The 25,454-nt window shown below is 48.8% G+C and carries 23 protein-coding genes and 2 riboswitches; of the genes, 1 reads left to right on the forward strand and 22 read right to left on the reverse strand.

Annotation, left to right across the window (positions count from 1 at the left end; all coding sequences use genetic code 11):
- Nucleotides 1-53 precede the first annotated feature (53 nt).
- Nucleotides 54-1,277 (reverse strand): cytochrome P450, encoded by a 1,224-nt coding sequence (locus BTA31_RS06425; protein WP_043928945.1) that lies wholly within the window; start codon nucleotides 1,275-1,277, stop codon nucleotides 54-56.
- Between the two features lie 139 nt (nucleotides 1,278-1,416).
- Between BTA31_RS06425 and BTA31_RS06430 the strand changes: the two genes are divergently transcribed.
- On the forward strand, nucleotides 1,417-1,995 hold the full coding sequence (locus tag BTA31_RS06430; protein ID WP_076789974.1) for a TetR/AcrR family transcriptional regulator: 579 nt from the start codon (nucleotides 1,417-1,419) through the stop codon (nucleotides 1,993-1,995).
- A gap of 49 nt (nucleotides 1,996-2,044) precedes the next feature.
- On the opposite strand, the gene purD is transcribed toward BTA31_RS06430, so the two are convergent.
- The 21 genes from purD to BTA31_RS06540 all read right to left on the reverse strand — a co-directional run bounded on the left by purD (nucleotide 2,045) and on the right by BTA31_RS06540 (nucleotide 25,450).
- On the reverse strand, nucleotides 2,045-3,313 hold the full coding sequence (gene purD / locus BTA31_RS06435; RefSeq protein WP_076789977.1) for a phosphoribosylamine--glycine ligase: 1,269 nt from the start codon (nucleotides 3,311-3,313) through the stop codon (nucleotides 2,045-2,047).
- Between the two features lie 13 nt (nucleotides 3,314-3,326).
- Nucleotides 3,327-4,865 carry a bifunctional phosphoribosylaminoimidazolecarboxamide formyltransferase/IMP cyclohydrolase gene (purH, locus tag BTA31_RS06440; RefSeq protein ID WP_076789979.1) on the reverse strand — a complete coding sequence of 513 codons (1,539 nt, stop codon included), beginning with the start codon at nucleotides 4,863-4,865 and terminating at the stop codon, nucleotides 3,327-3,329.
- A complete protein-coding gene (gene purN / locus BTA31_RS06445; protein ID WP_076789982.1) occupies nucleotides 4,862-5,449 on the reverse strand; it encodes a phosphoribosylglycinamide formyltransferase in 588 nt (195 codons plus the stop codon). The genes purH and purN overlap by 4 nt, the downstream gene beginning before the upstream one ends.
- Nucleotides 5,446-6,486 carry a phosphoribosylformylglycinamidine cyclo-ligase gene (purM, locus tag BTA31_RS06450; RefSeq protein ID WP_076789987.1) on the reverse strand — a complete coding sequence of 347 codons (1,041 nt, stop codon included), beginning with the start codon at nucleotides 6,484-6,486 and terminating at the stop codon, nucleotides 5,446-5,448. The genes purN and purM overlap by 4 nt, the downstream gene beginning before the upstream one ends.
- A 123-nt stretch (nucleotides 6,487-6,609) precedes the next feature.
- A complete protein-coding gene (gene purF / locus BTA31_RS06455; protein ID WP_076789992.1) occupies nucleotides 6,610-8,040 on the reverse strand; it encodes an amidophosphoribosyltransferase in 1,431 nt (476 codons plus the stop codon).
- Nucleotides 8,016-10,244, reverse strand: a complete 2,229-nt coding sequence (purL, locus tag BTA31_RS06460) for a phosphoribosylformylglycinamidine synthase subunit PurL (protein ID WP_076789997.1) — start codon at nucleotides 10,242-10,244, stop codon at nucleotides 8,016-8,018. Before purL ends, purF begins: the two co-directional genes overlap by 25 nt.
- Complete coding sequence (purQ, locus tag BTA31_RS06465) at nucleotides 10,228-10,911, reverse strand: phosphoribosylformylglycinamidine synthase subunit PurQ (protein ID WP_076790002.1); 684 nt, start codon at nucleotides 10,909-10,911, stop codon at nucleotides 10,228-10,230. Before purQ ends, purL begins: the two co-directional genes overlap by 17 nt.
- On the reverse strand, nucleotides 10,908-11,162 hold the full coding sequence (gene purS / locus BTA31_RS06470) for a phosphoribosylformylglycinamidine synthase subunit PurS (RefSeq protein WP_003179532.1): 255 nt from the start codon (nucleotides 11,160-11,162) through the stop codon (nucleotides 10,908-10,910). Before purS ends, purQ begins: the two co-directional genes overlap by 4 nt.
- Nucleotide 11,163: 1 nt before the next feature.
- Nucleotides 11,164-11,880: a phosphoribosylaminoimidazolesuccinocarboxamide synthase gene (gene purC / locus BTA31_RS06475; RefSeq protein ID WP_043928935.1), complete on the reverse strand. Its 717-nt coding sequence runs from the start codon at nucleotides 11,878-11,880 to the stop codon at nucleotides 11,164-11,166.
- Nucleotides 11,881-11,954: 74 nt separating this feature from the next.
- Nucleotides 11,955-13,250 carry an adenylosuccinate lyase gene (gene purB, locus BTA31_RS06480; RefSeq protein WP_076790005.1) on the reverse strand — a complete coding sequence of 432 codons (1,296 nt, stop codon included), beginning with the start codon at nucleotides 13,248-13,250 and terminating at the stop codon, nucleotides 11,955-11,957.
- Nucleotides 13,247-14,389: a 5-(carboxyamino)imidazole ribonucleotide synthase gene (gene purK / locus BTA31_RS06485; protein ID WP_076790009.1), complete on the reverse strand. Its 1,143-nt coding sequence runs from the start codon at nucleotides 14,387-14,389 to the stop codon at nucleotides 13,247-13,249. The genes purB and purK overlap by 4 nt, the downstream gene beginning before the upstream one ends.
- The gene (gene purE / locus BTA31_RS06490; RefSeq protein WP_076790012.1) at nucleotides 14,382-14,870 is read right to left on the reverse strand and encodes a 5-(carboxyamino)imidazole ribonucleotide mutase; all 489 of its coding nucleotides are present in this window, start codon (nucleotides 14,868-14,870) and stop codon (nucleotides 14,382-14,384) included. Before purE ends, purK begins: the two co-directional genes overlap by 8 nt.
- A gap of 135 nt (nucleotides 14,871-15,005) precedes the next feature.
- A riboswitch (purine riboswitch) is annotated at nucleotides 15,006-15,108 on the reverse strand.
- 78 nt (nucleotides 15,109-15,186) lie between these two features.
- Nucleotides 15,187-15,384, reverse strand: a complete 198-nt coding sequence (locus BTA31_RS06495) for an NETI motif-containing protein (protein WP_003179527.1) — start codon at nucleotides 15,382-15,384, stop codon at nucleotides 15,187-15,189.
- Nucleotides 15,384-15,905 (reverse strand): DUF2179 domain-containing protein, encoded by a 522-nt coding sequence (locus tag BTA31_RS06500; RefSeq protein ID WP_375846283.1) that lies wholly within the window; start codon nucleotides 15,903-15,905, stop codon nucleotides 15,384-15,386. The genes BTA31_RS06495 and BTA31_RS06500 overlap by 1 nt, the downstream gene beginning before the upstream one ends.
- Before the next feature lie 219 nt (nucleotides 15,906-16,124).
- On the reverse strand, nucleotides 16,125-16,313 hold the full coding sequence (locus tag BTA31_RS06505; RefSeq protein WP_076790016.1) for a hypothetical protein: 189 nt from the start codon (nucleotides 16,311-16,313) through the stop codon (nucleotides 16,125-16,127).
- A gap of 120 nt (nucleotides 16,314-16,433) precedes the next feature.
- Nucleotides 16,434-17,192: a hypothetical protein gene (locus tag BTA31_RS06510; RefSeq protein ID WP_043928930.1), complete on the reverse strand. Its 759-nt coding sequence runs from the start codon at nucleotides 17,190-17,192 to the stop codon at nucleotides 16,434-16,436.
- A 213-nt stretch (nucleotides 17,193-17,405) separates the two neighbouring features.
- Nucleotides 17,406-18,728: an NCS2 family permease gene (locus tag BTA31_RS06515; RefSeq protein ID WP_076790251.1), complete on the reverse strand. Its 1,323-nt coding sequence runs from the start codon at nucleotides 18,726-18,728 to the stop codon at nucleotides 17,406-17,408.
- A gap of 132 nt (nucleotides 18,729-18,860) precedes the next feature.
- A riboswitch (purine riboswitch) is annotated at nucleotides 18,861-18,962 on the reverse strand.
- 354 nt (nucleotides 18,963-19,316) lie between these two features.
- Nucleotides 19,317-20,858 carry a glutamine-hydrolyzing GMP synthase gene (gene guaA / locus BTA31_RS06525; protein ID WP_076790020.1) on the reverse strand — a complete coding sequence of 514 codons (1,542 nt, stop codon included), beginning with the start codon at nucleotides 20,856-20,858 and terminating at the stop codon, nucleotides 19,317-19,319.
- A gap of 188 nt (nucleotides 20,859-21,046) precedes the next feature.
- On the reverse strand, nucleotides 21,047-23,272 hold the full coding sequence (locus BTA31_RS06530) for a DUF4129 domain-containing transglutaminase family protein (RefSeq protein ID WP_076790024.1): 2,226 nt from the start codon (nucleotides 23,270-23,272) through the stop codon (nucleotides 21,047-21,049).
- A 4-nt stretch (nucleotides 23,273-23,276) separates the two neighbouring features.
- Complete coding sequence (locus tag BTA31_RS06535) at nucleotides 23,277-24,488, reverse strand: DUF58 domain-containing protein (protein WP_076790029.1); 1,212 nt, start codon at nucleotides 24,486-24,488, stop codon at nucleotides 23,277-23,279.
- Nucleotides 24,488-25,450: an AAA family ATPase gene (locus BTA31_RS06540; RefSeq protein WP_076790032.1), complete on the reverse strand. Its 963-nt coding sequence runs from the start codon at nucleotides 25,448-25,450 to the stop codon at nucleotides 24,488-24,490. The genes BTA31_RS06535 and BTA31_RS06540 overlap by 1 nt, the downstream gene beginning before the upstream one ends.
- Nucleotides 25,451-25,454: the final 4 nt, after the last annotated feature.

The raw sequence follows: 25,454 nt of genomic DNA on the forward strand, positions 1-25,454 counted from the left end.
GAATGCGAGGGTTTCTCGACACGCTGCAAGCACCTTTTCGGGTGCTTTTTTAATTAGTTAGGCGCCGTTTCCCCTGCTGTCTTCACCCGCAGACGGAAATGTTTCAAGCCGTACATGCTGCTGTCGGCCATCGGCACGATCGCAAGCTTTTCCATCGAGGAATACTGCTTTAAGAGCGCCTCAATGGCGATCGCCGCTTCCAGCCTCGCGAGCGGGGCGCCCAAACAGAAGTGGATGCCGTGCCCAAATCCGATATGCGGGTTCGGATGGCGGTGAATATCAAATTCGTGCGCCCTCTCAAATTTCGTTTCATCACGGTTGGCAGAGGCAAGGAAAGCGACCACACCTTCTCCTTTTTTCAAGCTCACTCCTCTGATTTCGGTATCCTGTTTAACGAAGCGCACGATCATCGGCGCTGGCGCCCGGAAACGGACGGCTTCCTCGACGGCCTGCGGAATCAGTTCAGGATGCCTGGCGAGCTCGTTATACGCACCCGGTGTTTCGAGAATGCTGTAGACCGCATTTGAAACCAAATTCGTCGTCGTTTCATTCCCCGCCATCAAGAGCAGATTGCAAAACGGAACCAATTCATCAGGGGAAAGCTTGTCCCCTTCTTGTTCGGCTTTGATCAAAAGCGAAATCAGATCATTGCCAAGATTTTGTCTTTTCTCTTCAATCATCTTTTCAAAAAATGCGGTCAGCTCTTCTTCGCCTTGATCCCTGATGTTTTTCCACTCATTCACATCTTCTGGCCGATCGCTCTTCGGCAGGCTGACCAACAGGTCGGACCATTCTTTGAAATGATGCTTATACACTGAAGGAACGCCGAGCAATTCCGAAATGACGATTACGGGCAACGGATATGAGAAATCCTGTACAAGGTCGATCTCTTCCCTGCCGCGGACATCAGCGAGCAGTTCATTCGTCAGTTCGCGAATGCGCGGCTCCCACTCTTTCATGACGCGCGGTGTAAAAGCCTTGTTGACGATCGATCTGATTCTCGTGTGTTTCGGCGGATCCATGCTGATCATCGTTTTCGCAAACGTATTGCCAGTTTCAAGCTGAGGGAATTGATTTGAAAAAAAGTCTTTGTCGCTGATCACTCTTTTGACATCTTCATAACGGAACACGCTCCACACTTTGCTGTCTTCATCATAGTGAATCGGTGATTCGGTGCGCATTTTTTCATACCATGGAAACGGATCATACGGGTCTTGTTTGTTCTTTCCGTTAATCAGTGCTTTCTGAATGGGGTTTTGCTGTTTTGTTTGACTCATTCGCTTTCACTCCTTCGGTTGCTTGTCAGCTGATTCATGAAGTTCAATATGTTAGTTTTAAATTAAAAGATTCCACCTGACCATTCAACCAACAAATGGCAAAGAAGTGTCGAAATAGTGTTTTGAGGAGGCGAATGAAGTGGCTGATAGCTACCGCGGGGACAAGCGGATCACAAAATCGAAAACAAACTTAAAAAAAGCCTTGTTTGAACTGCTTGCTGAAAAAGAATGGGGAAAAATCTCTGTACAGGATATTACGCAACGGGCAAACTTGAATCGAACGACATTTTATCAGCATTATCAAGATAAAGACGATTTGCTTCATCAAAATATGAGAGACATGTTTGAAGCGATGAAAGAGGATATTTTTTCGCCGCTTGATATAGATTGCAGCGGGGAAAAGCCTGAAGCGTACTGGTATGTGCTGCGCTTTTATCAGCATTTACAACAGAACTGCGGTGATTTTGCGATTATTATCAACAGAAGATATGAGCTGAACATTAAGGAGCTGCTCAATGATTTTTGGAATGACAGCTTTTTGACAGGAATCAAAAAAACGGCAGCTGCTGATACTGACCGTTCAGTGCCTCTCGATATCCAGCGGCGGTTTGTGATTTCCGCCTTTGCGGGCACAGCCGCATGGTGGCTTGAAAACGGCATGCCTTTTCCGCCTGAATTGATGGCTGAATCGATGATCAAGATGATCCAAAAAAACTGAGCTCAAAAAAAGAGACAAAACGGGCGCTCCCGCTCTGTCTCTTCACCTGTTACTTCTGCGCTGCCTTGAGCGCACGCGCGCCGATATCTGTCCGGTAAAACAGCCCCGGTTTTCCTACTCGTTCCACAGCTTGATAGGCTGCTTCCCTTGCCGCTTCAAACGTCTCGGCAAACGCCGTGACATTGGCGACGCGGCCGCCGTTCGTCACAAACTGATCGCCGCTTTTTTTCGTGCCTGCGTGAAAGACGACGGTCTGTTCCTTGTCAGGCTCAAGCGTGCCGATCGGAGTGCCTTTTTCATAGCTTTCTGGATAGCCGTCAGATGCAAGAACAACGGTGACTGCCGCCGTATCCTTCCACTTCAGCTCCACTTCTTTGTCCGCAAGGAGATCAAGCAAGACTTGTACAAGGTCTGAGTCAAGACGCGGCAGGACGACCTGGGTTTCCGGATCTCCGAATCTCGCGTTGAATTCGATCACTTTTGTTCCTTTTTCGGTCAGCATTAAGCCGGCATACAAGACTCCCGTAAACGAACGGCCTTCTTTAACCATCGCTTCGGCCGCCGGCTCCAAAATCGTTTTAACGGCGTCTTCGACGACCGCATCCGAAATCTGCGGCACCGGGGAATATGCGCCCATTCCTCCTGTATTCGGGCCCTTGTCTCCGTCAAATGCCCGCTTGTGATCTTGTGCGATCACCATCGGATACACTTTTTCCCCTTTGACAAAAGCCATCAGCGAAAATTCTTCACCGCTCAAAAATTCCTCAATGACGACAGATGCGCTTGCTTCGCCGAACTTTTCATCTTCTAAAAAGTCATGCAGACACTGAACCGCATCTTCCTCTGTCATCGCGACTGTGACGCCTTTTCCGGCGGCAAGTCCATCGGCTTTGATAACGATCGGAGCGCCTTTTTCCTCAACATACGCCTTTGCGTTTTCAAAAGATGTAAAGGTTTCGTATTCTGCTGTGGGAATCTGGTATTTTTTCATGAGATCTTTGGCAAACTGCTTGCTTCCTTCAATCACCGCTGCTTTTTTCGACGGTCCGAACACCGGAAGGCCCGCTTTTTCAAATGCATCAACAAGCCCTTCGATTAAAGGGACCTCAGGGCCGACGATCGTCAGTCCGATATTGTTTTCCTTTGCGAAAGCGAGAAGCCCTTCTTGATTGCCCTCGTCAAGATCAACGAGTACGGCGGTTCCCGCCATTCCGTCATTGCCGGGCGCCGCATATACAGTGTCGACGAGAGAGCTTTGCGCCGCTTTCCAGGCGAGCGTGTGCTCCCTGCCGCCTCTGCCGATAATCAATACGTTCACGCTGGTCACTCCCTTAATGTTTGAAATGGCGGATTTCGGTGAACACCATCGTGATGCCGTATTCATCCGCTTTTTTAATCGAATCTTCATCACGAACCGAGCCGCCCGGCTGAATGATCGCAGTCACACCGGCTTTAGCCGCTTCTTCGACCGTATCAGGCATCGGGAAGAAGGCATCTGATCCGAGCGCGCTTCCTTTCGCTTTCTCGCCGGCTTGCTCAATTGCGATTTTCGCGGAGCCGACGCGGTTCATTTGGCCGGCGCCGACGCCGATCGTCATATCGTCTTTTGCCAGAACAATCGCATTCGATTTGACGTGCTTCACGACTTTCCAAGCAAGCTTCAGGTCAGCCCATTCCTGTTCGGTCGGCTCCCTTTTCGTCGGAATCGTAATGTCAGCGTCGTCAAAGCCGTGCATATCCAGATCCTGAATCAAGAGCCCGCCGTGAACAGATGTCAGCTGCTTTTCGTTTTTCACAGGCTGATTGACATCGAGGGTCAAGAGACGAAGGTTTTTCTTGGATGTTAAAATATCAAGCGCTTCTTGGCTGAATGATGGTGCGATAATGATTTCCAAAAAGATTTTGTGAAGCGTTTCAGCCGTCGCTTTATCCACTTCACGGTTCAGGGCGATGATGCCGCCGAAAATCGACGTTTCGTCAGCGGCGTATGCTTTGTTAAACGCCTCTTCGATCGTGTTGCCCGTCCCGACGCCGCAAGGGTTCATGTGCTTGACGGCAACCGCAGCCGGCTCGGTGAACTCGCGGACGATTTGAAGTGCCGCATCCGCGTCTTTGATGTTGTTGTAGGAGAGCTCTTTTCCGTGCAGCTGTTCAGCTGAAGCGATTGACCCTTTGACAGGGAGTGCGCTTTGATAAAAGACCGCTTCCTGATGCGGATTTTCGCCGTAGCGGAGCGATTGTTTTTTCTCAAAAGTGACGGTGAACTGTTCAGGTTCTTTTTCACCGGTTACGTTTGTTAAGTAGTCAGCAATCAACGCGTCATATGCTGCCGTGTGGCGGAACACCTTCGCCGCCAGCTCACGTTTTTTCTCAAGAGAGACGCTGCCGTTTTCTTTCAAGTCGTTCAGCACAGGGCTGTAATCGCGGGGATCGACGATGACCGCCACGTCCTGGTGGTTTTTCGCTGCAGCGCGAAGCATGCCGGGACCGCCGATGTCGATATTCTCAATCGCTTCTTCGAATGTAACGTCTTCTTTAGAAACCGTTTCTTTAAACGGATATAAATTGACAACGACAAGGTCGATCGGCTGAATCCCCTGCTCATTCAGCTGCGCCATGTGCTTTTCGTTGCCGCGTACGGCAAGAAGCCCGCCGTGAATATTCGGATGAAGGGTTTTCAGACGGCCGTCCATGATTTCAGGAAAGCCCGTCACTTCAGAAATGCCGATGACGTCAACGCCGTTTTCCTGAAGAAGTTTGCTTGTGCCGCCTGTTGAAATCACTTCAACGCCAAGCTCTGTCAATTCTTTTACAAAAGGGACAATGTTCGTTTTATCAGATACGCTGATTAATGCGCGTTTGATCGTCATTCCTTCTCACCTCTGCCATTTAGTTCAAGAAGCTCTTTGATTACTTCGGGATAAAGCTCATGCTCCAATTTGTGGATCTTTTTTTCAAGAGACGCGAGTGTTTCGCTTTTTTCAAGTTCAACGGCACGCTGGGCGATAATCGGACCGGTGTCCATGCCTTCGTCAACATAATGAACCGTGATGCCTGCCACTTTCACGCCTGCTCTGTACGCTTGTCCGATCGCGTCGATGCCGGGGAACGCCGGCAGGAGCGACGGATGGATGTTGATGATTTTATTCCGGTAAGCCGAAAGAAGCGTATCGCCGATCAGCCTCATATACCCCGCCAGGACAATCCATTCCGCTCCGTGGAGGCGGAGCTGTTCAACGATCACCTGTTCAAAAGCCGCTTTATTTTCGAATGATTTCGGCTGGAATGCGAACGACGGGATTTCGGCTTTTTCCGCCCTTTCAAGCACTTTCGCATCGGGCTTGTCACAGACGACGAGGACGATTTCGGCATCCCAGTTCTCTTCTCTCATTCTTCTCTCGATCGCTTCAAAATTCGTTCCGCTTCCTGATGCAAATACCGCGAATTTTCTCATGAAAGACCGGCACCGCCAAACACAACGCCGCTTCCGGCTTTTACTCTGCCGATGAGATAGGCTTTTTCACCGTTAGTTTCGAGCGTTTGGATTACGTCTGTCATATCCTCTTCTTTCACCGCAAGGACAAAGCCGATTCCCATATTGAAAACATTGAACATTTCCTCGGATTTCAGGCCGCCTTTCTCCTGAATGAACGGAAAGATAGGAGGGACGGGCCAGGAGCCGATGTCGATTTCAACACCAAGGCCATCGGGCATCATACGCGGCAGGTTTTCGATAAAGCCGCCCCCGGTCACGTGCGCCATACCGGCGATTTTGCCTGATTTCACCGCTTCAAGGACAGGCTTGACATAAATTTTCGTCGGCTCTAAAAGCTCTTCCCCAAGAGGCCGTTCAAAAGGTGTATACGTCTCATCAAGGTTCAGACCGGCATCTTCAAGAAGAACTTTCCGAACGAGAGAGAAGCCGTTGCTGTGAAGTCCGCTTGAAGAAAGTCCGATTAAAAGATGTCCTTCGCTGATGTTTTCGCCCGTAACGATGCCATCTTTTTCAGCAGCTCCGACCGAGAACCCGGCAATATCGTATTCATCCTCTGTATAAAGACCAGGCATTTCCGCCGTTTCTCCGCCGACAAGCGCTGATCCTGACTGTACACAGCCTTCTGCAACGCCTTTTACAATCTCTTCAATTTTGACGGGATCGGCTTTTCCGACCGCAAGATAATCGAGGAAGAACAGCGGCTCCGCTCCTTGAGCGAGCACATCGTTGACACACATAGCGACGGCATCGATGCCGATCGTGTCATGCTTGTCCATCGCAAAAGCGAGCTTCAGCTTTGTGCCGACACCGTCCGTTCCCGAAATCAGAACCGGCTGTTTGTACGGCAGTTCCGACAGGTCAAACATGCCGCCAAACCCGCCAAGACCGCCCATTGCGCCGATTCGCTTCGTTCTTTCCACATGTTTTTTCATTCGTTTTACGGCTTCATATCCGGCTTCGATATCAACCCCGGCGTTTTTATAGCTTTCAGACAACACAATCACTCCTTATTCCGCGCTTGTCCATTCGTGATATTCAAAATCAAAAGAGCAGCCGCGCATCGCTTCTGCTGCCCTTTATTCATTTCAGCAGGCCAGGCGCTTCAAGCGCCGCCCGGTTTATTTTGTCAAAACGGCTTCTTTCACGTGAGGAAGAACAGTATCCTGATAAATTTCGGTCGGGTATTTTCCTGTAAAGCAGGCCATGCACTGGCCGCAGTTTTCGCCTTCATACTGTCTTCCGATCCCGGAAAGGAGTCCTTCAATGCTCAAGAATGATAATGTGTCGGCGCCGATTTCCTGACGGATTTCTTCCACTGAATGAGAGGAAGCGATCAGTTCTTCGTGCGTCGATGTGTCAATTCCGTAAAAGCACGGATGGGCAATAGGCGGGGAACTGATTCTGACGTGCACTTCCGTCGCTCCGGCTTCGCGCAACATCGTTACAATCCTGCGGCTCGTCGTGCCTCTCACAATGGAATCGTCCACCATGACGACGCGCTTGCCTTCAACGACCCCGCGGACGGCTGACAGCTTCATTCTCACGCCCTGCTCCCTGAGCGCCTGTGACGGCTGAATGAACGTTCTGCCGACATAGCGGTTTTTGATCAGTCCGAGTTCGTAAGGAATTCCCGTCGCTTCCGCATAGCCGATCGCCGCTGAAATGCTTGAATCCGGAACGCCTGTTACCACATCTGCTTCAATGCCTGACTCTTCGGCGAGCTTTTTGCCGAGATTCTTTCTCGCGCTGTGAACGTTAATGCCGTCAATATTGCTGTCAGGCCTTGAGAAATAAATGTACTCCATGCTGCAGATCGAGCGGTTGATGTTGATGGAAAACCGCTCTGACTTCATGCCTTCATCATTGATGATCAGCATCTCGCCCGGTTCTACATCGCGCAGATATGTTGCGCCGACCACATCAAACGCACACGTTTCAGAAGCGACAACGTACGCGTCGCCGAGCATTGCGACGGATAGCGGTCTGAGTCCGTTCGGGTCAAGCGCCACGATCATTTCCTTTTCCGTCATGATCAGGAAAGCATAAGCGCCTTTCAGCATGGAAAGAGCGTTTTTGATCTGATCTTTCAGCTCGAAGTGACCGCTTCTTTTAATTAAGTGGGCGAGCACTTCCGTATCAGAAGACGTTTGAAAAATGCTGCCCTGGTTTTCAAGCTGCTGTTTCAGCTGAGTGGCGTTCACTAAGTTTCCATTGTGCGCAAGCGCAAGACTGCCGTTGTTTTGCGAATGGAAAAGGAACGGCTGGACGTTTTCGAAACCGCCGCCGCCCGCTGTTGCATAGCGGACATGGCCGATCGCTCCTTTTCCTTTCACCTTTTTGAGCTCGCCGTTTTGAAAAACTTCAGTAATCAGCCCCTGGCCTTTGTGGGAGGACATTTTTTCGCTGTCTGTCGCGACGATGCCGGCGCCCTCCTGGCCTCTGTGCTGAAGGCTGTGAAGGCCGTAGTACGTAATTTGCGGTGCTTCTTCATGCCCCCAAATCCCAAATACGCCGCATTCTTCATTTAAGCCTTTGATTTCAGCAAGCATGGGATAGCTCCTTTCCATGCGCTTTCGAGCTCTTCTGTCTGCGCATGAATCCATTGTTGTCCTTCCTGGCTTTGAACAGCAAGCGCGCTGTCTGACGTTACCTCGCCGATGAGATCGGCATCTTTGACAAGCTTTTCGAACGCTTCTTGATGCTCTTTTTTCACAGAGACGATAAACCGTGATTGTGTTTCGCTGAATAACAATGCAGGTTCGCCTGCAAGCGTCACATTGGCGCCGAGCCCTTGAGAAGATATGACGCTTTCCGCCAGCGCCACGCCGATGCCGCCTTCTGAGACGTCATGCGCCGATTGAACGAGACCGGTGCGGATCGCTTTCAGAAGCGCTTTTTGACGCAATTGTTCGACTTCCAAGTCAATGGCAGGCGCTTTGCCGTAAATCTTTCCTTCGGTCAGTTTTTGCAGCTCGCTTCCGGCGAACTCAGGGAATGTTTCGCCGATGACATAAATCAAATCGCCCGCTGCTTTAAAGTGCTGTGTCGTAATATGTTCCGTATCTTCGATCAGTCCGACCATTCCGATGACAGGCGTCGGGTAGATCGCGCTTCCGTTTGATTCGTTGTAAAGAGAGACGTTTCCGCCGATGACCGGTGTGCTGAGCACGTTGCACGCCTCGCTGATCCCGTCTGCCGCTTTTTCAATCTGCCAGAAAATCTCCGGCTTTTCAGGATTTCCAAAGTTGAGGTTATCCGTAACGGCTAGCGGTTCTGCTCCGGAGCAGACGATATTGCGGGCTGCTTCTGCGACAGCGATTTTCCCGCCCTTTTCCGGATCGAGGTACAAGTAGCGGGCATTGCAGTCCGTTGTCATGGCAAGCGCCTTTTTCGTGCCGCGAATCCTGAGGACGGCTGCATCAGAGCCCGGTGCGACAACCGTGTTCGTCCTGACCATGTAGTCATATTGGTCATAAACCCATTCTTTGCTCGCAATGGTCGGCTGCTTTAGCAGCTCAAGAAGCGTTTCTTTCGCATCTTCGACTTTTGGTGCAGGGACGTCTGTTTCAAGGAACTCTTTGTAATAAGCCGGTACTTTTGACGGCTTATGGTAAACGGGCGCTTCCTCTGCAAGCGCATCGACCGGAAGCTCGGCAACCATTTCCCCGTTGTGGAAAAGGCGCAGCATCTTGTCATCTGTCACATGACCGACAGCCACAGCTTCAAGATCGTACTTGTCAAAAATATCGATGATTTCCTGTTCGCGGCCGCGTTCGATGACCAAAAGCATGCGCTCCTGGGATTCTGAAAGCATCATTTCGTACGGCGTCATCCCTGTTTCGCGCTGCGGAATCAAGTCAAGGTTCATCTCGATGCCCGATCCGGCTTTGGATGCCATTTCCGCGCTGGAACTTGTCAGTCCTGCCGCACCCATGTCCTGAATACCGACCAAGGCGTCTGATTTAATGACTTCCAGACACGCTTCAAGAAGCAGCTTCTCCATGAACGGATCGCCGACTTGCACGGCCGAGCGCTTTTCTTCTGATTGGTCAGACATTTCTTCTGAGGCGAACGTTGCACCGTGGATACCGTCGCGCCCCGTTTTCGCGCCGACGTACATGACGGTATTGCCGACGCCTTTCGCCTGCCCTTTTTTAATATCTTCATGGTTGATCAAACCGACACACATCGCGTTGACAAGCGGATTGCCTTCATAGCAGCTGTCAAACTGAACTTCCCCGCCAACGGTCGGAATGCCGATGCAGTTGCCGTATCCGGCAATGCCCGCGACTACTTCTTCAAACAAGTACTTCACACGCGGTGAAGTGAGTTCGCCAAACCGGAGAGAGTTCAAAACAGCGATGGGACGCGCGCCCATTGAAAAGACGTCGCGGATGATGCCGCCCACACCCGTTGCAGCTCCCTGGTACGGCTCAATCGCTGACGGATGGTTATGCGATTCGATTTTGAAGACAACCGCCTGATTGTCGCCGATATCGACGATTCCTGCGCCTTCCCCTGGTCCTTGCAGGACGCGTTCGCCTTTTGTCGGGAACTTTTTCAGGATCGGCTTGGAATTTTTGTAGCTGCAGTGCTCTGACCACATGACCGAAAAAACCCCGATTTCCGTATAGTTTGGAAGCCTTCCGAGAATCGATTCAATCATGGCAAACTCGTCATCGCTGACACCCATTTGCTGATAGAGTTTCTCTTCCTTAATTTGTTCTTGACTTGGTTCAAGCAGTAGCGACATGAGTTTCCCTCCAATTTTTCACGATAGATTGAAACAGTTTAAGACCGTCGGCGCTTCCGAGCAGAGAATCGACTGCGCGTTCAGGGTGAGGCATCATGCCTAATACATTGCCTTTTTCATTGACGACGCCTGCAATATCGGCGACGCTTCCGTTAATATCCGTTCCGTATGTGAAAGCGATTTGATTGTTTTCTTTTAATCCGGCAAGCGTTTCTTCATCACAGTAGAAGTTTCCTTCACCGTGAGCGACCGGAATCGTGATGGATTCGCCTTTGCCGTAGGAAGATGTAAAAAGCGTTTCATTGTTTTGGACGATCAGTTCAACCGGACGGCAGATAAATTTCAAATCTTTGTTTCGTCTCATTGCGCCCGGCAAAAGACCGAGCTCCTGCAAAATTTGAAATCCGTTGCAGACGCCGAGCACCGGCTTCCCTTCTTCAGCCGCTTTTTTGACGGCCGGCATAATGTTTGCGAAGCGGGCGATCGCGCCGCATCTTAAATAATCACCGTATGAGAATCCTCCCGGAATGAGGACACCGTCATATTCATCAAGACTTGTTTCTGTATGCCAGACGTATTCAGCTTCTTCGCCAAGCTCATCCTTAATCGCGTGGAACATATCGATATCGCAGTTTGAGCCAGGCAGCACAATCACCGCAAATTTCACTGTGCGACAACCTCCTCGACTTCGTATCTGTAATCTTCAATCACCGTGTTGGCTAAAAGTTTTTCGCACATTTCTTTGACGAGAACGTCAAGGTCGCGGTCCGATTTTTCGATTGTGAGCTCCATGTATTTGCCGATGCGGACGTCCTGAACTTCTTTGTAGGACATGCTGTGCAAAGCATGCTGAACGGCGCTCCCCTGAGGATCTAAAACACTCTCTTTTAAGCTGACATACACTTTCACTTTGTACATATTACATGCCTCCAAGTCTTTTGAATATTTCTTCGTATGCATCCGTCAATCCGCCCAGGTTTCTTCTGAACACATCTTTATCAAGCTTTTCATTCGTTTCTTTATCCCACAGCCGGCACGTATCCGGGGAAATCTCGTCGGCCAGCAGGACCTCGCCGTCTTTATCGAGTCCGAACTCAAGCTTGAAATCTATCAATCTGACATCGCAAGCCGCGAAAATCGTCTGCAGCTCTTCGTTTACCTGTCTCGTAATCGATTTGATTTTCTCCACCTGTTCAGGCTCAGCCGCTTTTAAAATCCGGATATGGTCTTCTGTGATCAGCGGATCGCCAAGCGCGTCATCCTTGTAGTAAAACTCGATAACCGGCTGCCCCAGCTCCGTGCCTTCCGGAATGCCGAGCCTTTTGGACATGCTTCCGGCAACGACATTGCGGACAACGACTTCAAGCGGGATGATCGTCACTTTTTTAATGAGCTGCTCCGTTTCAGAAATTCGTTCAACAAAGTGGTTGTTGATTCCCTTCTCGTGAAGCCTTGTGAAAATCAGGCTGGAAATTTCGTTATTTAAACGGCCTTTTCCGTCAATCTCGGCTTTTTTTTCTCCGTTAAAAGCCGTCGCTGAGTTTTTGTATTCGACAAACAAAGTGTTGTCATCATCCGTCCGGTAAATCTTTTTCGCTTTTCCTTCGTATAAAAGTTCATTTTTCGCAATATTCACAGAAGGCCTCCTAACCCGAATGTTGGAAATATTTAAGCAGTTAGACCCCCGCCTGTAAAAGCGGGCGGTCTATTCTATGCCAAGCCTAAACGTTCAAAAATGTAGTCGACATTTTTCAAGTGGTAATTGTAATCAAAGCAGTCGTTAATTTGTTCCGGAGACAGTCGGGACGTAATTTTTTCCTCAGCCTCGACAAGCTGGCGGAACGGCACTTGTTTCTCCCATGCTTCCATTGCTTTCGGCTGAACGGTATCATACGCCTCTTCGCGCGCCATGCCGGTATCAATGAGAGCGAGAAGGACGCGCTGGGAGTAGATCAATCCGAGTGTGCGGTCCATGTTGCGCTTCATATTTTCAGGGAACACGGTCAAGTTTTTCACAATGTTGCCGAAGCGGTTCAGCATGTAGTTCAGCGCGATCGTCGCATCAGGCAGAATGATGCGCTCTGCTGATGAATGCGAAATGTCGCGTTCATGCCAAAGCGGTACATTTTCATAAGCGGTCAGCATGTAGCCGCGGATGACGCGGGCCATTCCCGTCATGTTTTCCGAGCCGATCGGATTGCGCTTATGCGGCATCGCAGATGAACCTTTTTGGCCTTTTGCGAAAAATTCTTCGACCTCGCGGGTTTCGCTTTTTTGAAGGCCGCGGATCTCAACGGCGAATTTCTCGATGCTTGTCGCAACGAGCGCCAGTGCAGCCATGTAATCGGCGTGGCGGTCGCGCTGCAGCGTCTGCGTTGAAATCGGCGCAGGTTTTAAACCGAGCTTCTCACATACGTACTGCTCGACGAATGGATCGATGTTCGCGTACGTTCCGACGGCGCCTGAGATTTTGCCGACTTCGATGCCTTCTTTCGCTTGCTTGAAGCGTTCCAGGTTGCGCTTCATCTCTTCATACCAAAGGGCGAGCTTTAAGCCGAACGTCGTCGGTTCTGCATGTACGCCGTGTGTACGTCCCATCATCACCGTATATTTATGTTCTTTCGCTTTTTCTTTTAAGATGTCAATAAATCTCTCAAGATCCTTGAGCAAAATATCGTTCGCCTGTTTTAATAGATAGGAAAGAGCGGTATCGACCACATCTGTTGATGTCAGCCCATAGTGCACCCACTTTTTCTCTTCGCCAAGCGTTTCCGATACGGCGCGGGTAAATGCGACGACATCGTGACGCGTGTCCTGCTCGATTTCGAAGATGCGGTTGATGTCAAATGACGCTTTTTCCCGCAAAACCTTCACATCTTCTTTCGGAATCACGCCGAGTTCAGCCCAAGCTTCACAAGCCAGTATTTCAACTTCAAGCCATGCTTGGAATCTGTTTTCATCCGTCCAAATCGCAGCCATTTCCGGTCTTGAATAACGTTCGATCATTGTTTTCGTCCTCCATCTCTTTCAGTCCACTTTTCTGTCATCTTCCCGATCCATTCATCGTCGGGTGTTCTTAAAAATGTGATGTGCCCCATTTTGCGGCCCGGTTTGACTTCATGCTTTCCGTATATATAAAGCTTCGCTTCTTTTAAAAGTTCGGGGTCTTCTTCAGCCATGTACACTTCGTCTCCGAGAAGGTTCACCATCATTCCTTCCTTCAGAAGGTCCGTTTTGCCGAGCGGCAGCCCGCAGACAGCACGGATATGCTGTTCAAACTGGCTCGTTTCGCAAAGATCAAGGGTGTAATGGCCGGAATTATGCGGCCGCGGCGCCAGCTCATTGACGAGAAGCCCGCCGTCTTCCTTCAGGAAAAGCTCAACGGCCAGCGTTCCAACAAGCTGAAGCTTTTCGGCAAGCCTGAGGGCAAGTGCTGCCGCTTGTTCCTGAATCGCCTCATCGGCTCGCGCCGGGACGATGCTCTGGAATAAAATATTTTGCTTATGGATGTTTTCTGCCGCCGGAAAGACGGTTGTCTCTCCGTGAACCGATCTTGTCACGATCACGGACAATTCCATTTTGAAAGGAACCCAACTTTCCAAAATGCATGTGCCGTGCTGTAAAAGAGCTGCGGCTTCCCCGATTTGTGCGTGTTCTTTCAGGACGTACTGCCCTTTTCCGTCATACCCGCCGCGGCAAGTTTTCAGCACCGCCGGAAAACCGAGCTCCGCTACGGACGCTTCCAGTTCCGCCCGGTCGTGAATGATCCGGTACGGCGCGACTTTGCAGCCCGCTGATTCAATCGCTTTTTTCTCGGTCTCCCTGTTTTGCGTAAGGAGCAACAGCTCGCTCCCCTGCGGAAGGTAAGCGTGCTCCTTCAGCCAGTTCAGCGCATCATAATCGATGTTCTCGAATTCGTAAGTGATCACGTCGCTCGCTTCGGCAAGCTTCCGTATCGCTTCCCTGTCATTATAGGCAGCCGTAATCTCAAGGTCGGCGACCTGGCCGCACGGTGATGAAGGAACAGGGTCAACCACCGCGATTTTATAGCCCATTTGTTTAGCCGCGACCGTCATCATTTTGCCAAGCTGTCCGCCTCCGATAATGCCGATTGTCGCTCCCGGAAAAATCGTTTGTTTATACAAGCTGATCACTGCTTTCCAATACGGTTTGTCTGATGCTTTCCCTTCGTTCGTCCAATCTTTCAGCAAGTTTTTCGTCAAAGGCTGACAAAATCTGCGCCGCAAGCAGTCCGGCGTTGACCGCTCCCGCTTTGCCGATGGCAACGGTCGCAACGGGTACACCACCCGGCATTTGAACGATTGAAAGCAACGAATCGAGACCGTTCAGCGCTTTTGACTGAACCGGCACACCGATGACAGGCAGCGTCGTTTTGGCTGCGACCATTCCCGGCAGGTGAGCGGCTCCGCCCGCTCCGGCAATGATGACTTTCAAGCCTCTTTCCCGCGCCGTTTCGGCATATTCAAACATTAAATCAGGCGTCCGATGTGCGGAAACGACCTTTTTTTCGAACGGAATTCCCAGTTCATCGAGTATGCCGCAGGCATGTTTCATCGTTTCCCAGTCAGATGTGCTTCCCATGATAACACCAAGAAGAGGCTGCATATCTTTTTGTCCCACCTTTAGCTGTTATTCTTCGCAAATAAAAAGCCCGGCATGTATTGCATTGTAGGAAGCAACACAAACCGGGCATGGCGCGTGTATCGTCAGTTAGTCCGCTTCTCGCGATCTCCATGTCAGTTTATTGTCCACTTTCCTGCATAGTCCGATGATTTACGGTCATCGGGTAGAGACTTATGGGCCATATTCCCAAGATTATATGAGGATGTGTTTTCATGTCATGTTTATCTTAACAACGGACTGTGATAATGTCAACGACATTATCGAACGATAGTATATTTTGTTGGTCTAATGTTCGGGTTTAGAGCAATTTCCCTTCGAATATAATTTTTCTTCCGCACGGAACAACCTGAATCGTTCCATTTTCCTTTGTTTCTTTGAAGACCGGCTCCTCCATTCGGCGCACCGGTGTATAGCCTTCTTCCTGCATCTTCGTCAACACGGTTTCGATCGTTTCGCCTTCCGTTACTTCAAAGCGCTTTTTTTTCGGCTTTGTCATTATTCTTTAATTCTCCTTTTCTTTACGGCTTTAACCCAGAATCCGCCGTGTATCGTCTTCGGTTCGTAGGAAATGATAAATGCTTTTGAATCGATTGATTTAATCGTTTCGTATAGTTGCAGTTCGTATTTTCTCGGTGTCAAAACCTGCATCGCCGTTCTGTCTCCCTCAAGTCCGCTGACGACCCAATGGGTGACCCCGTAGCCTTTTTCCCTGAGCTGTTTCGGCAGATCCAAATCGAGCTCTTTCGTAATGGCGTTAACGGTAATATAGCCCAAAGCGAGCTTTTCTTCAATTTTCGTGCCGACGATGATGCCGATTCCAAATCCAACCGCATAAGCGATCACGTTTTGAATTTGATTTAAATTATCTAGAACGAGCCCAAGCCCGATGACGTAAACAAGCATTTCGATTGTCCCGATAAAAGCGGCGAGATACCGCTGGCCTTTAAGAGTCAGTATCATTCGAAGGGTTAAAAACGTTACATATATAATATTGATAACCAGAATAATTCCAACCATGATCACACTGTTCAATAGTGCTGAGTGAAGCAATTGAAATCCCTCCTTTAGATGCAAAGCAATCATATTCTACTAGAGAAATTCTCCATACACAATCCTGTAATGGCCCTGCTTCACCAAAAAATTTTTCGACATTGCTCACTCCCATCAGTTTACCCTTTTTCTGCCGGTTTCAAAGCATTGAAACTCTATTAAAAAAGACGTTCAAATGAACGTCTTTCAGAGCTGGTGTTTATGATCCCGCTGACGATCTGCATCAGATTCGTGCAGCTTCCGGTGTTCCTTTTCCAAATCGCTCAGCGTGTATGACGAGAGGTCTTTCAAATTGTCCAGCCGCCCTGATTTTGCGAGCTGTCTGATTAAATACTCCTTTTTTTGCTTTACGGCTTTTCGAAGAAAGTTAGCCATCGATCACTCCCCCATCCGTTCGTATGATTGGTTACAATATATACACATTATTCTTATGAGTCAACTCAGAATTAATGTGGAGAAAAAACCGGTTCTTCTTGAAGAACCGGCAATATCTCCTTATACCGGGATAAGCGACGACAGCAAGTATCCGCCTACCAGCTTCCATGTTGCCGCAACGAATACTAATTCAAGCAAAAAGACGGTAAACACGCAGTACATCAGGTCAAACCGCGCTTTTTCGCTTTTTTCATAAATCGATTGAATCAGCGTAAAAGTGCCGAATGTCAATCCCATAAAGATGACGATCGAGAGAATCACCGTCGCGGCCGTGAAGTTGATAATCGCGAATATCATCCACAAAGCGGCAGGGACGATAAACGGAACCAATAGAGAGCCGTACTTTGCCGTGATATCGAAAAATGAAGCTTTATATCTGAGCATAAAATTCGATACAATCCAGCTCGCTGCCGCCATCCAAAACATGAAAGCCATGCAGTAGATAAACACAACCAAAAATACTTCCATGAACGGCACTGATACGCCGAACCCGAGAACTCTCCCCCGTCCCGCAAGCAGCTGATAAAAATTGCCGAGCGAAAAGAAAACGGCTAAAAGCGTCATTGAAATAACGGAATACTTAAAATAAGACCGGTCATAATCAAGTGCGCTGCGCACCGGGGATTTTAAAATATCGAGCACAAAGCTGAAATAGCGGAACAAAGCGGCAATCACGCTCTCCATCACCGATTTGACTTTCGCCGCAGACGGATTCGTCTCCTTGCTCTTCCTCGCTTTTTTCCGGGAATTCCTCGACATCCTCGAAGCAGGTTCTTGTTCTATATCATCTTCATTTCGTTTGTGATGTTCTTCAATCATATAAGCAACTCCTATTCTATTCAAAAGCTTTACATAAATGAAAAGCACTTTTATAAATTACATAAGCTGTGTGAAACAGTCAAGACAAACCTCTTTTTATCATAGATGCGGCAGCCCTTATATATGACGAAAAACGAAGGCGGAAGGTTCCGTTTTTAATGATTTGGAAATAAAAAAGCGCTTGTTCATTTGAACAAGCGCTTTTCACACAGCTTATTTCAAGAAAATGAAATAAAGAATAAATACGACAGCCAATCCGTACATAATCGGATGGATCTCTTTTGCTTTGCCTTTAAAGATCATCGTGATCGGGTAGAAAATAAATCCGATCGCGATTCCGGTGGCGATGCTGTATGTCAGCGGCATCGCAATCATCGTTAAGAATGCGGGCACCGCAATCTCAAACTTGGTCCAGTCGATTTTGTTGAGATTCGCCACCATCAGTACGCCGACGATGATTAAAGCAGGCGCCGTCACTTGCGAAGTGATAACGCTAAGGACAGGCGAGAAAAACAGCGACAGCAAGAACAAAACGCCTGTTACGATCGCCGCAAAACCGCTTCTCGCTCCAGCCGCTACCCCGGCACTTGACTCAACATAAGCCGTCGTGGTCGATGTCCCAAGGATCGCTCCGGCGACAGTTGCGGAAGAATCGGCAAGCAAAGCCCTTCCCGCGCGCGGCAGTTTGTTATCCTTCATTAAACCGGCTTGTGATGCAACACCCACCAGTGTACCGGCCGTATCAAAAAAGTCGACGAATAAAAACGTTAAAATGACGACAAGCATTTGCACCGTAAAGATATCATGAAGGTGGATAAAGGATTGTCCAAATGTCGGCGCAAGACTAGGAACGGCACCGACGATTTTGTCCGGAACGTCAATCTGGCCGAAGATCATGCCGACAATCGCCGTGATCAACATCCCGAAGAAAATACCTCCGTTCACACGCAATACCATTAAAATGACAGTGATGATCAGTCCGAAAACAGTCAAAAGAACGGGACCTGAATGAATATTCCCAAACGACACAATCGTATCCGGGTTGGATACGACGATTTTGGAGCCCTGCAAACCGACGAAAGCGATAAACAGACCAATCCCCGCACCGACAGCCATTTTCAGTTCATAAGGAATCGAATTGATAATTTTTTCCCTTAAACCGGATAGCGAAAGAACGATAAAAATAAGTCCGGAAACCATAACGCCGGAGAGAGCCGTCTGCCATGGAATCTGCATGTTCAGGATGACAGAGAATGCAAAGAATGCGTTAAGCCCCATTCCGGGCGCAAGGGCGATCGGATACTTCGCGAGCAGCCCCATGATAAAACAACCGACAGCTGCTGAAACCGCCGTTGCCGTAAAGACCGCGCTTTGATCCATTCTCAATGCATCTGGAAAATTTTCCACCGACGCCAGAGAAAGCGTAAGCGGGTTGACAATCAAAATATATGCCATGGACAAAAATGTGGTGAGTCCGCCGATCATTTCTCTCCGATAATTTGTGCCCAATTCTTCAAACTGAAAGTAACGCTTCAAAATGGTATACTCCTCTCGTTTGTCTGTCGCTTTTATTGTTTCATAAACCTTTGCTTTTAAACAAAAAACGCCCCAATTGACGGGACGCTTGACTACGGCATATTTCATACTGAAAAAATGTTTTTTCACGCACAAAATATTGTATACAAGCGTAGTCAAGCTATTTACGGTAGCTTGGTAGAAACTTATGGGCCATATCCCCATGATTATACGACAAGTCTTTTTTAATTTACTATACTATTGTAGCAATATCTAACGCTGAACACAATATAAAAAAACGAACATTCATGATTTTTAATGTTCGTTTCGTTCGTTGTTTTTCCAAATTCTGACCGAGGTCTGAAGCAGGTTAATTCCCGGTTTTCTTCAACTCAAATCAAACACGGCTGCACGTTCTTTTTTATCGTGATATTGTATTCCCGTTTTATATCCTGCGACAAACCGTCGTTTCGAATACTGTTTGAATGCCTTATTCGGTTAATACATGGCACAGCGGTTGCGGCGATGAAAGCGGTGGATATAAGCGGTATCAGCTTTGCTCCACCAATAAAAAAACGCCCCAGCCTTTATGCGGCTGAGGCATTTGTCTTATTCCCACTCGATTGTTGCAGGCGGCTTGCTCGTAATGTCGTAAACCACACGGTTAATGTGCTTCACTTCATTGACGATCCGTGTCGAGATTGTCTCAAGGACATCCCAAGGAATTCTCGCCCAGTCGGATGTCATGCCGTCAATTGATGTCACGGCGCGAATACCGATCGTATAGTCATAAGTTCTTGCGTCTCCCATGACGCCGACGCTGCGGATATCAGGAAGAACGGTGAAGTATTGCCAAATATCTTTTTCAAGATCAGCTTTGGCGATTTCTTCGCGGAGGATCGCGTCTGATTCGCGGACGATTTCAAGCTTCTCCTCCGTCACTTCTCCGAGGACGCGGATGCCAAGGCCTGGACCCGGGAACGGCTGGCGCCAAACAATTTCGTCAGGGATGCCGAGCTCGGTTCCGAGCGCACGCACTTCGTCTTTGAAAAGCGTATTCAGCGGTTCGATCAATTCAAACTGCATGTCTTCAGGAAGGCCGCCGACATTGTGATGCGATTTGATCGTCTGAGCCGTCGCTGTTCCGCTCTCGATAATGTCAGTGTAAAGCGTTCCCTGTGCAAGGAAGTCAATTCCTTTCAGTTTTTCCGCTTCATCGTCAAACACGTAAATAAACTCGTTACCGATGATTTTGCGTTTTTGTTCAGGGTCTGAGACGCCTTTAAGCTTGTTCAGGAAGCGGTCTTTCGCATCCACTTTAATCACGTTCATGTTGAAGCCTTCGCTGAACGTCTTCATCACGCCTTCCGCTTCACCTTTTCGAAGGAGCCCGTGGTCTACGAAAATACAAGTGAGCTGGTCGCCGATCGCTTTATGGATCAAGACCGCAACGACAGAGGAGTCAACCCCGCCGCTCAGCGCGCACAGCACTTGCTTATCGCCGACTGTTTCGCGGATTTTCTGCATTTCAATCTCAATAAAGTTTTCCATTGACCATTCGCCGGCACATTCACAAACACCGAAAACAAAGTTTTTCAAAAGGTCGTTTCCGTATTCTGAATGGCGGACTTCCGGATGGAATTGAACGCCGTACCATTTCTTATCCTTCTTGCTCATTGCTGAATTCGGGCAATGATGGCTTGTCGCATCAACGGTAAAGCCTTCTGGAACTTCAACAACTAGATCACCATGACTCATCCAGACGACTTGTTCGTTTGGAAGATCTCTAAACAGATCCGGTTCTCCCTCGATATGAATGTTCGCTTTTCCGTATTCGCGCTGGCTTGCCGCTTCTACTTTTCCGCCAAGGTAATGCGTCATCAGCTGCATGCCGTAGCAAATGCCAAGAACAGGGATATCCAGTTCGAAAATCTTTTCGTCGCAGCGGAAAGATCCTTCGTCGTAAACGCTGTTCGGACCGCCGGACAAAATAATTCCTTTCGGATTCATTTCTTTGATTTCCTCTGCCGTCAACGTATGAGGATGCAATTCACTATATACACCAAACTCACGAATGCGGCGGGTAATCAGCTGGTTGTACTGACTTCCAAAATCCAACACAAGAATCATTTCATTTACTAACTTCGTCATGGTGTCACCTCTTTATCAAATTGTCTTTTTGCACAGAAAAAATGGCGGCAGACACACGGCCGTCCTGCCCCCATTCACGGGACAAGGCCCGGCTTGTCCGATAGATAAGCCGCCGAGCCTGCCAGCAAGAATATATAAGGGTTTTTAATATTCACTTATTCTAACAATACGACTGAAAGCGGTCAAGACTATCTCTTTTTAATTAAATTTTCCCATAACTCCGCCGAATCATTCCAAAGTTTTGCGGCGTCTTCCTTGCGATACAAAGCCCGTTCATATTGACGGGTCAAAGCCGTCATGTCCCCGCTTTGAAAGCGTTCATCAACCGTCTTCGCAAACTCGCGCAGCGTCTGGCCTTCTTCTTTGTGCATGCCTTGGCGCTTCAGCTGGCGGAGCAGCTCATCGTAAGCTTTGAAAAATACCGCGTCATCACGCCGTTTTTTCAGCCTGTTGATGATCATGTGCGGCATCCATTTTGCCCTTGTATAGTAAAGCACCGCTGCAAACGCCAGCAACAGGCCGAGTACGGCCGCACCAGTCAAAAGGGTGCGGTCTGCATCATCGCTTCCGGCACGGGAATCGGCTTTGGCATCATGCTTTGCCTGAGATTCGGGCTTTTCTTTGTTGTCTTGTTCTTTTGCATCCTGCGGACGCTGGCCTTCATCGTTTTTCTTAGCATCTTCTTTTTTATCAGAAGCCGCACCGGCTTGCTGACCGCTGGACTCTTCAACGAGCTGCTCCGGATTTAAAAAGCCTTTCGTCGGTTCAAACGTAACCCAGCCTTGTCCTTCAAAGTACACTTCAACCCAGGAGTGGGCATTGTTGTTTGTCACCTCGTACATCGTGCGTTTCCGGTCTGCCGTCGTTCCTGCATATTCACCGGATGTGTAGCCTTTCACCCAGCGGGCCGGTATTCCGGCCGACCGCAGCAGTACGATCATAGCTGTGGAGAAATTGTCGCAGTAGCCGATTTTCGTCTCAAATAAAAACTGATCGACGTAATCCTGGTCTCCTTTAGGAACAGCCACATCCTCCGTCTCATAAGAAAACTCGGAAGAACCGAGATACTTCTCAATCGCTTTCGCTTTGTCATATATATTATCTTCGTCTTTCGTTAAATCGCGCGCCAATGTTTTCACGCGGTCGGGAAGAGAAGTGGGAAGCTGCAGGTACTTCTCATGGCTCCTGCTCCATTTCCCCTCCGACTCCAAGCTGACCTTCCTCAGCTGATCGACGTCAAAGACAGGTGATTTATAGGTGACCGAATAGCTTTCCAGATTCCGAATGTCCGCGCCTGTCTTGCCGGCCGGTTTTATTTTCTCCGTGTTTAAGTTCATGCGGAGCGGCACAAAGAAATTGTTTAGTTTGATTTCAGTCATCCCGATCGGATACAGGACATGATCGTACTTATAAGCCGGATCGATATCAACGATCGCTTTTCGCGTTTCGGTCTTCACGCTTTCGTCGTACCACTGGTAATCCAGCTTATCCTCGTCAAGCTGGATGGACGCGCCCGCTTTTTCGTCTTCAATCCAGCCTTTACCTGTATAGCGGCTTTTCGTTTCCACCCTGAAATAGCTTCGTTCATTTCCCTGCCATGTAAATACCCATGTATCGTCCTTTGAAAATGGACCGCCCAATGCCTCATCATTCGTTCCATAGCCGACTTTGCTTTTGCCTGAGGAAGCAAAATCGCCGGTCGCAGCCGTCTGCAGAAACGGCACCGGATCAGGCCAGACGGGATCGGCTTTTGGCGAGACCGCGCCGATGCATACGGCAACGGCAGTCATCAATAAAAGCGGTGCAAACCATTTGGCAAACCGTGATCTTGAGGATTTGAGCGCTTCTGATTCCCTGATCCGTTCCAAATACAGCAGGCCGAGAAGCAAAAAGCCGATCAGCACGATCCTGACGATCGCATATGACGCGTCAAACGGCGTAAATGTATCGATCACCGCGATATAAACAACGGTCATGATAAAAAAGAATAAAATTCTGCGCTGATAGATCACCCAGTAATGCAGCAAGTATACGAGCAGCCAAAGAAGGACGTAAAAGAGCAGCGTCCGAAACAACGGCGACATATCCCGCCACATGCCGGAGAAAATATAGGAGAAATTTTGATTCAAATCCTGAAAAAACAGGGCAATCCATGAAGGTGAAAACACCGATCCTTCGTAAAAAATCGTGTGCAGTGCTAACAGAACGAAGCCAAGGCTGACCGGAAATCTGATAAACCAAGGGACCTTAAAAAATGTAAGCAAAAATACAAGGGCAATAAACAAAATAAAAAAGACGGTGTGCCCCGTATCGGTAAAATACTGCAAAGGACGCAGCCATTCCCACAGCAGCAAAAAGGTTAGCACATAAAAAAGCAGTAAACCGAACCTGTTTCTTTTTCCCCCGGACAACATTTTCTCACCTCGCTTCAGCAAAACCCCGGGAAAAATGTTCCCCGTAAATGACGTTCACTTCAATCCCCCGCGCTTTTAAATGTTGGACAGCCGCGCTTTCCTCGTTTGAGAGATCTCCACCTTTTTTCTTTACCAAACAAATGACGGGCCGTCCGCCGGAGAACGGTTTCTTCAAAGCCTGCACAAGTTCGTTGGTGATGCGGCTTGTCACAATATATTTGACGGCTTTTCTCATATCGGGATGTCCCAATTCACCCTCTATCAGACTGTGAAACGGCTGGACTGCATCGCAGTCAGCAATCGCCAAGTAGTAAAACAGCTTTCTCAGCTGCTCTTCCCCCTGCCGAACCGGGAAGACATTCCGCTCCTTACCAATGGAAACAAGCCCTGCATTCGTCCCGCTTCTCATTGCCGAACGAATGATGGAAGCGGTAAACGTGACGATCTCTTCAAAAGCATCAGACGGGGACTGATCCATAAAGACGAGCAGGTCATCCCCTTTCGTCTGCTCAAATTCCTTCGTCATCAGCTGACTGCGCCGGGCTGACGTCTTCCAGTCGACCCATGCAAAACGGTCGCCAGGCTGATATTCTCTGATACCTGACGCCATTGTGCTGTCCTTGCGGCGAAGCTCTGAAACGCGGCCTGCATGCTCGTCATAAGAGCCTCCGCTGGCGCGGTAAGCGATCTCCTGATAGGAAGGCAAAACAAGAAAGGAATCTTCCAATTGAATCTCGCATTCTCTTTCCAGCAGTCCGAGCGGATCACCTGTACGGACTCTGATGTTGGTTAAACGGTGGTCTCCTCTCGGAACCGAATCGATCGTGTACGCCATCTTAATTTCTTTGTTAAACCAAGGAAAGAGAAACTGTTTAGCCTCTGCCGAACCTCCGTTTCTCCCCAACGAATCAGGCAGGCAGTCTTCCACGATCATAAACATGATCGGAAAGGGCCATTTTCTCTTTAGCACGACGAAAGCCTCCAATTGATCACCCGCTTTATACTGCCCGCGGCTCAGCCTTCGCTCCGCTGTCATGTTCTTCAGCGGATAAAAGGCAAACAGGAAAGCGTAAAGCACAAAGGGAAGAAATGAGTAAAACAGAAACCAGCTGACAAATCCCCCTTGGAACATCGCATAGCAAAATGTTGAAGCAAACAGAAGAAACAGGATAAACAGCTTCCATCCGTACTTCACAAGACCAATGCGCTCTCTCATCAGTTGCTCATCGGCCTTCCGACGGGAACTTCCGTTTTTGACATAATGTCCCGAAGGACAGCTTCAGGCCGCTTTCCTTCAAATTTCGCCTCTGACCGCAGGATCATTCTGTGCGCAAGGGTAAAAGGCGCCAAGTATTGAATATCATCAGGAATGACATAATCGCGGTTATATAAAAATGCAAACGCCTGAGCAGCCTTCATCAAGGCGATTGAGCCGCGCGGACTCACGCCGAGATAAACGGCGGAATGACTCCTCGTTTTTTGGGTGATCTCAACAATGTATTCTTTAATCGCAACGTCTACATACACCTTTTCAGCCTCTTTTTGAAATGCGGCAAGCTCTTCCTTCTCTATGACAGGCTCAATCTCCTCAATCGGGCTGCGGTTTTCCTGAAGATCGAGCACTTGAAGCTCTTCGCGCACTGTTGGATATCCCATTCTCAGCTTGAATAAAAAGCGGTCAAGCTGAGCTTCCGGCAGCGGGTATGTCCCTTCATACTCGACAGGGTTTTGCGTGGCCATCACAAAAAAAGGTTTTGAAAGCTGCATTGTCACACCGTCTACTGTCACACTTCCTTCTTCCATCGCTTCAAGAAGCGCCGACTGGGTTTTCGGCGATGTTCTGTTGATTTCATCGGCGAGGATGATGTCCCCCATAATCGGACCTGAACGATATTCAAATTCCAGTGTTTTCGGATTATATATAGAAACGCCTGTTACATCTGAAGGCAGTAAATCTGGCGTAAACTGGATTCTCTTAAATTCAGCGCCGGTTGACTTTGCCAGGGCGCGAACCATCATCGTCTTTCCGACGCCGGGAACGTCTTCCAGCAGGACGTGTCCGTTTGCAAGAATGGCAGTCAGGCTTAAAACGGCAATATCTTTCTTTCCTACCATTACTTTGTCAATATTATCAGCTACTTTTCCCAAAACGGGATGCAGCGCTTCTTCGTATGCCATCCTC

It is taken from the genome of Bacillus haynesii, from assembly GCF_001969855.1.
In the GTDB taxonomy this organism is placed as follows: domain Bacteria; phylum Bacillota; class Bacilli; order Bacillales; family Bacillaceae; genus Bacillus; species Bacillus haynesii.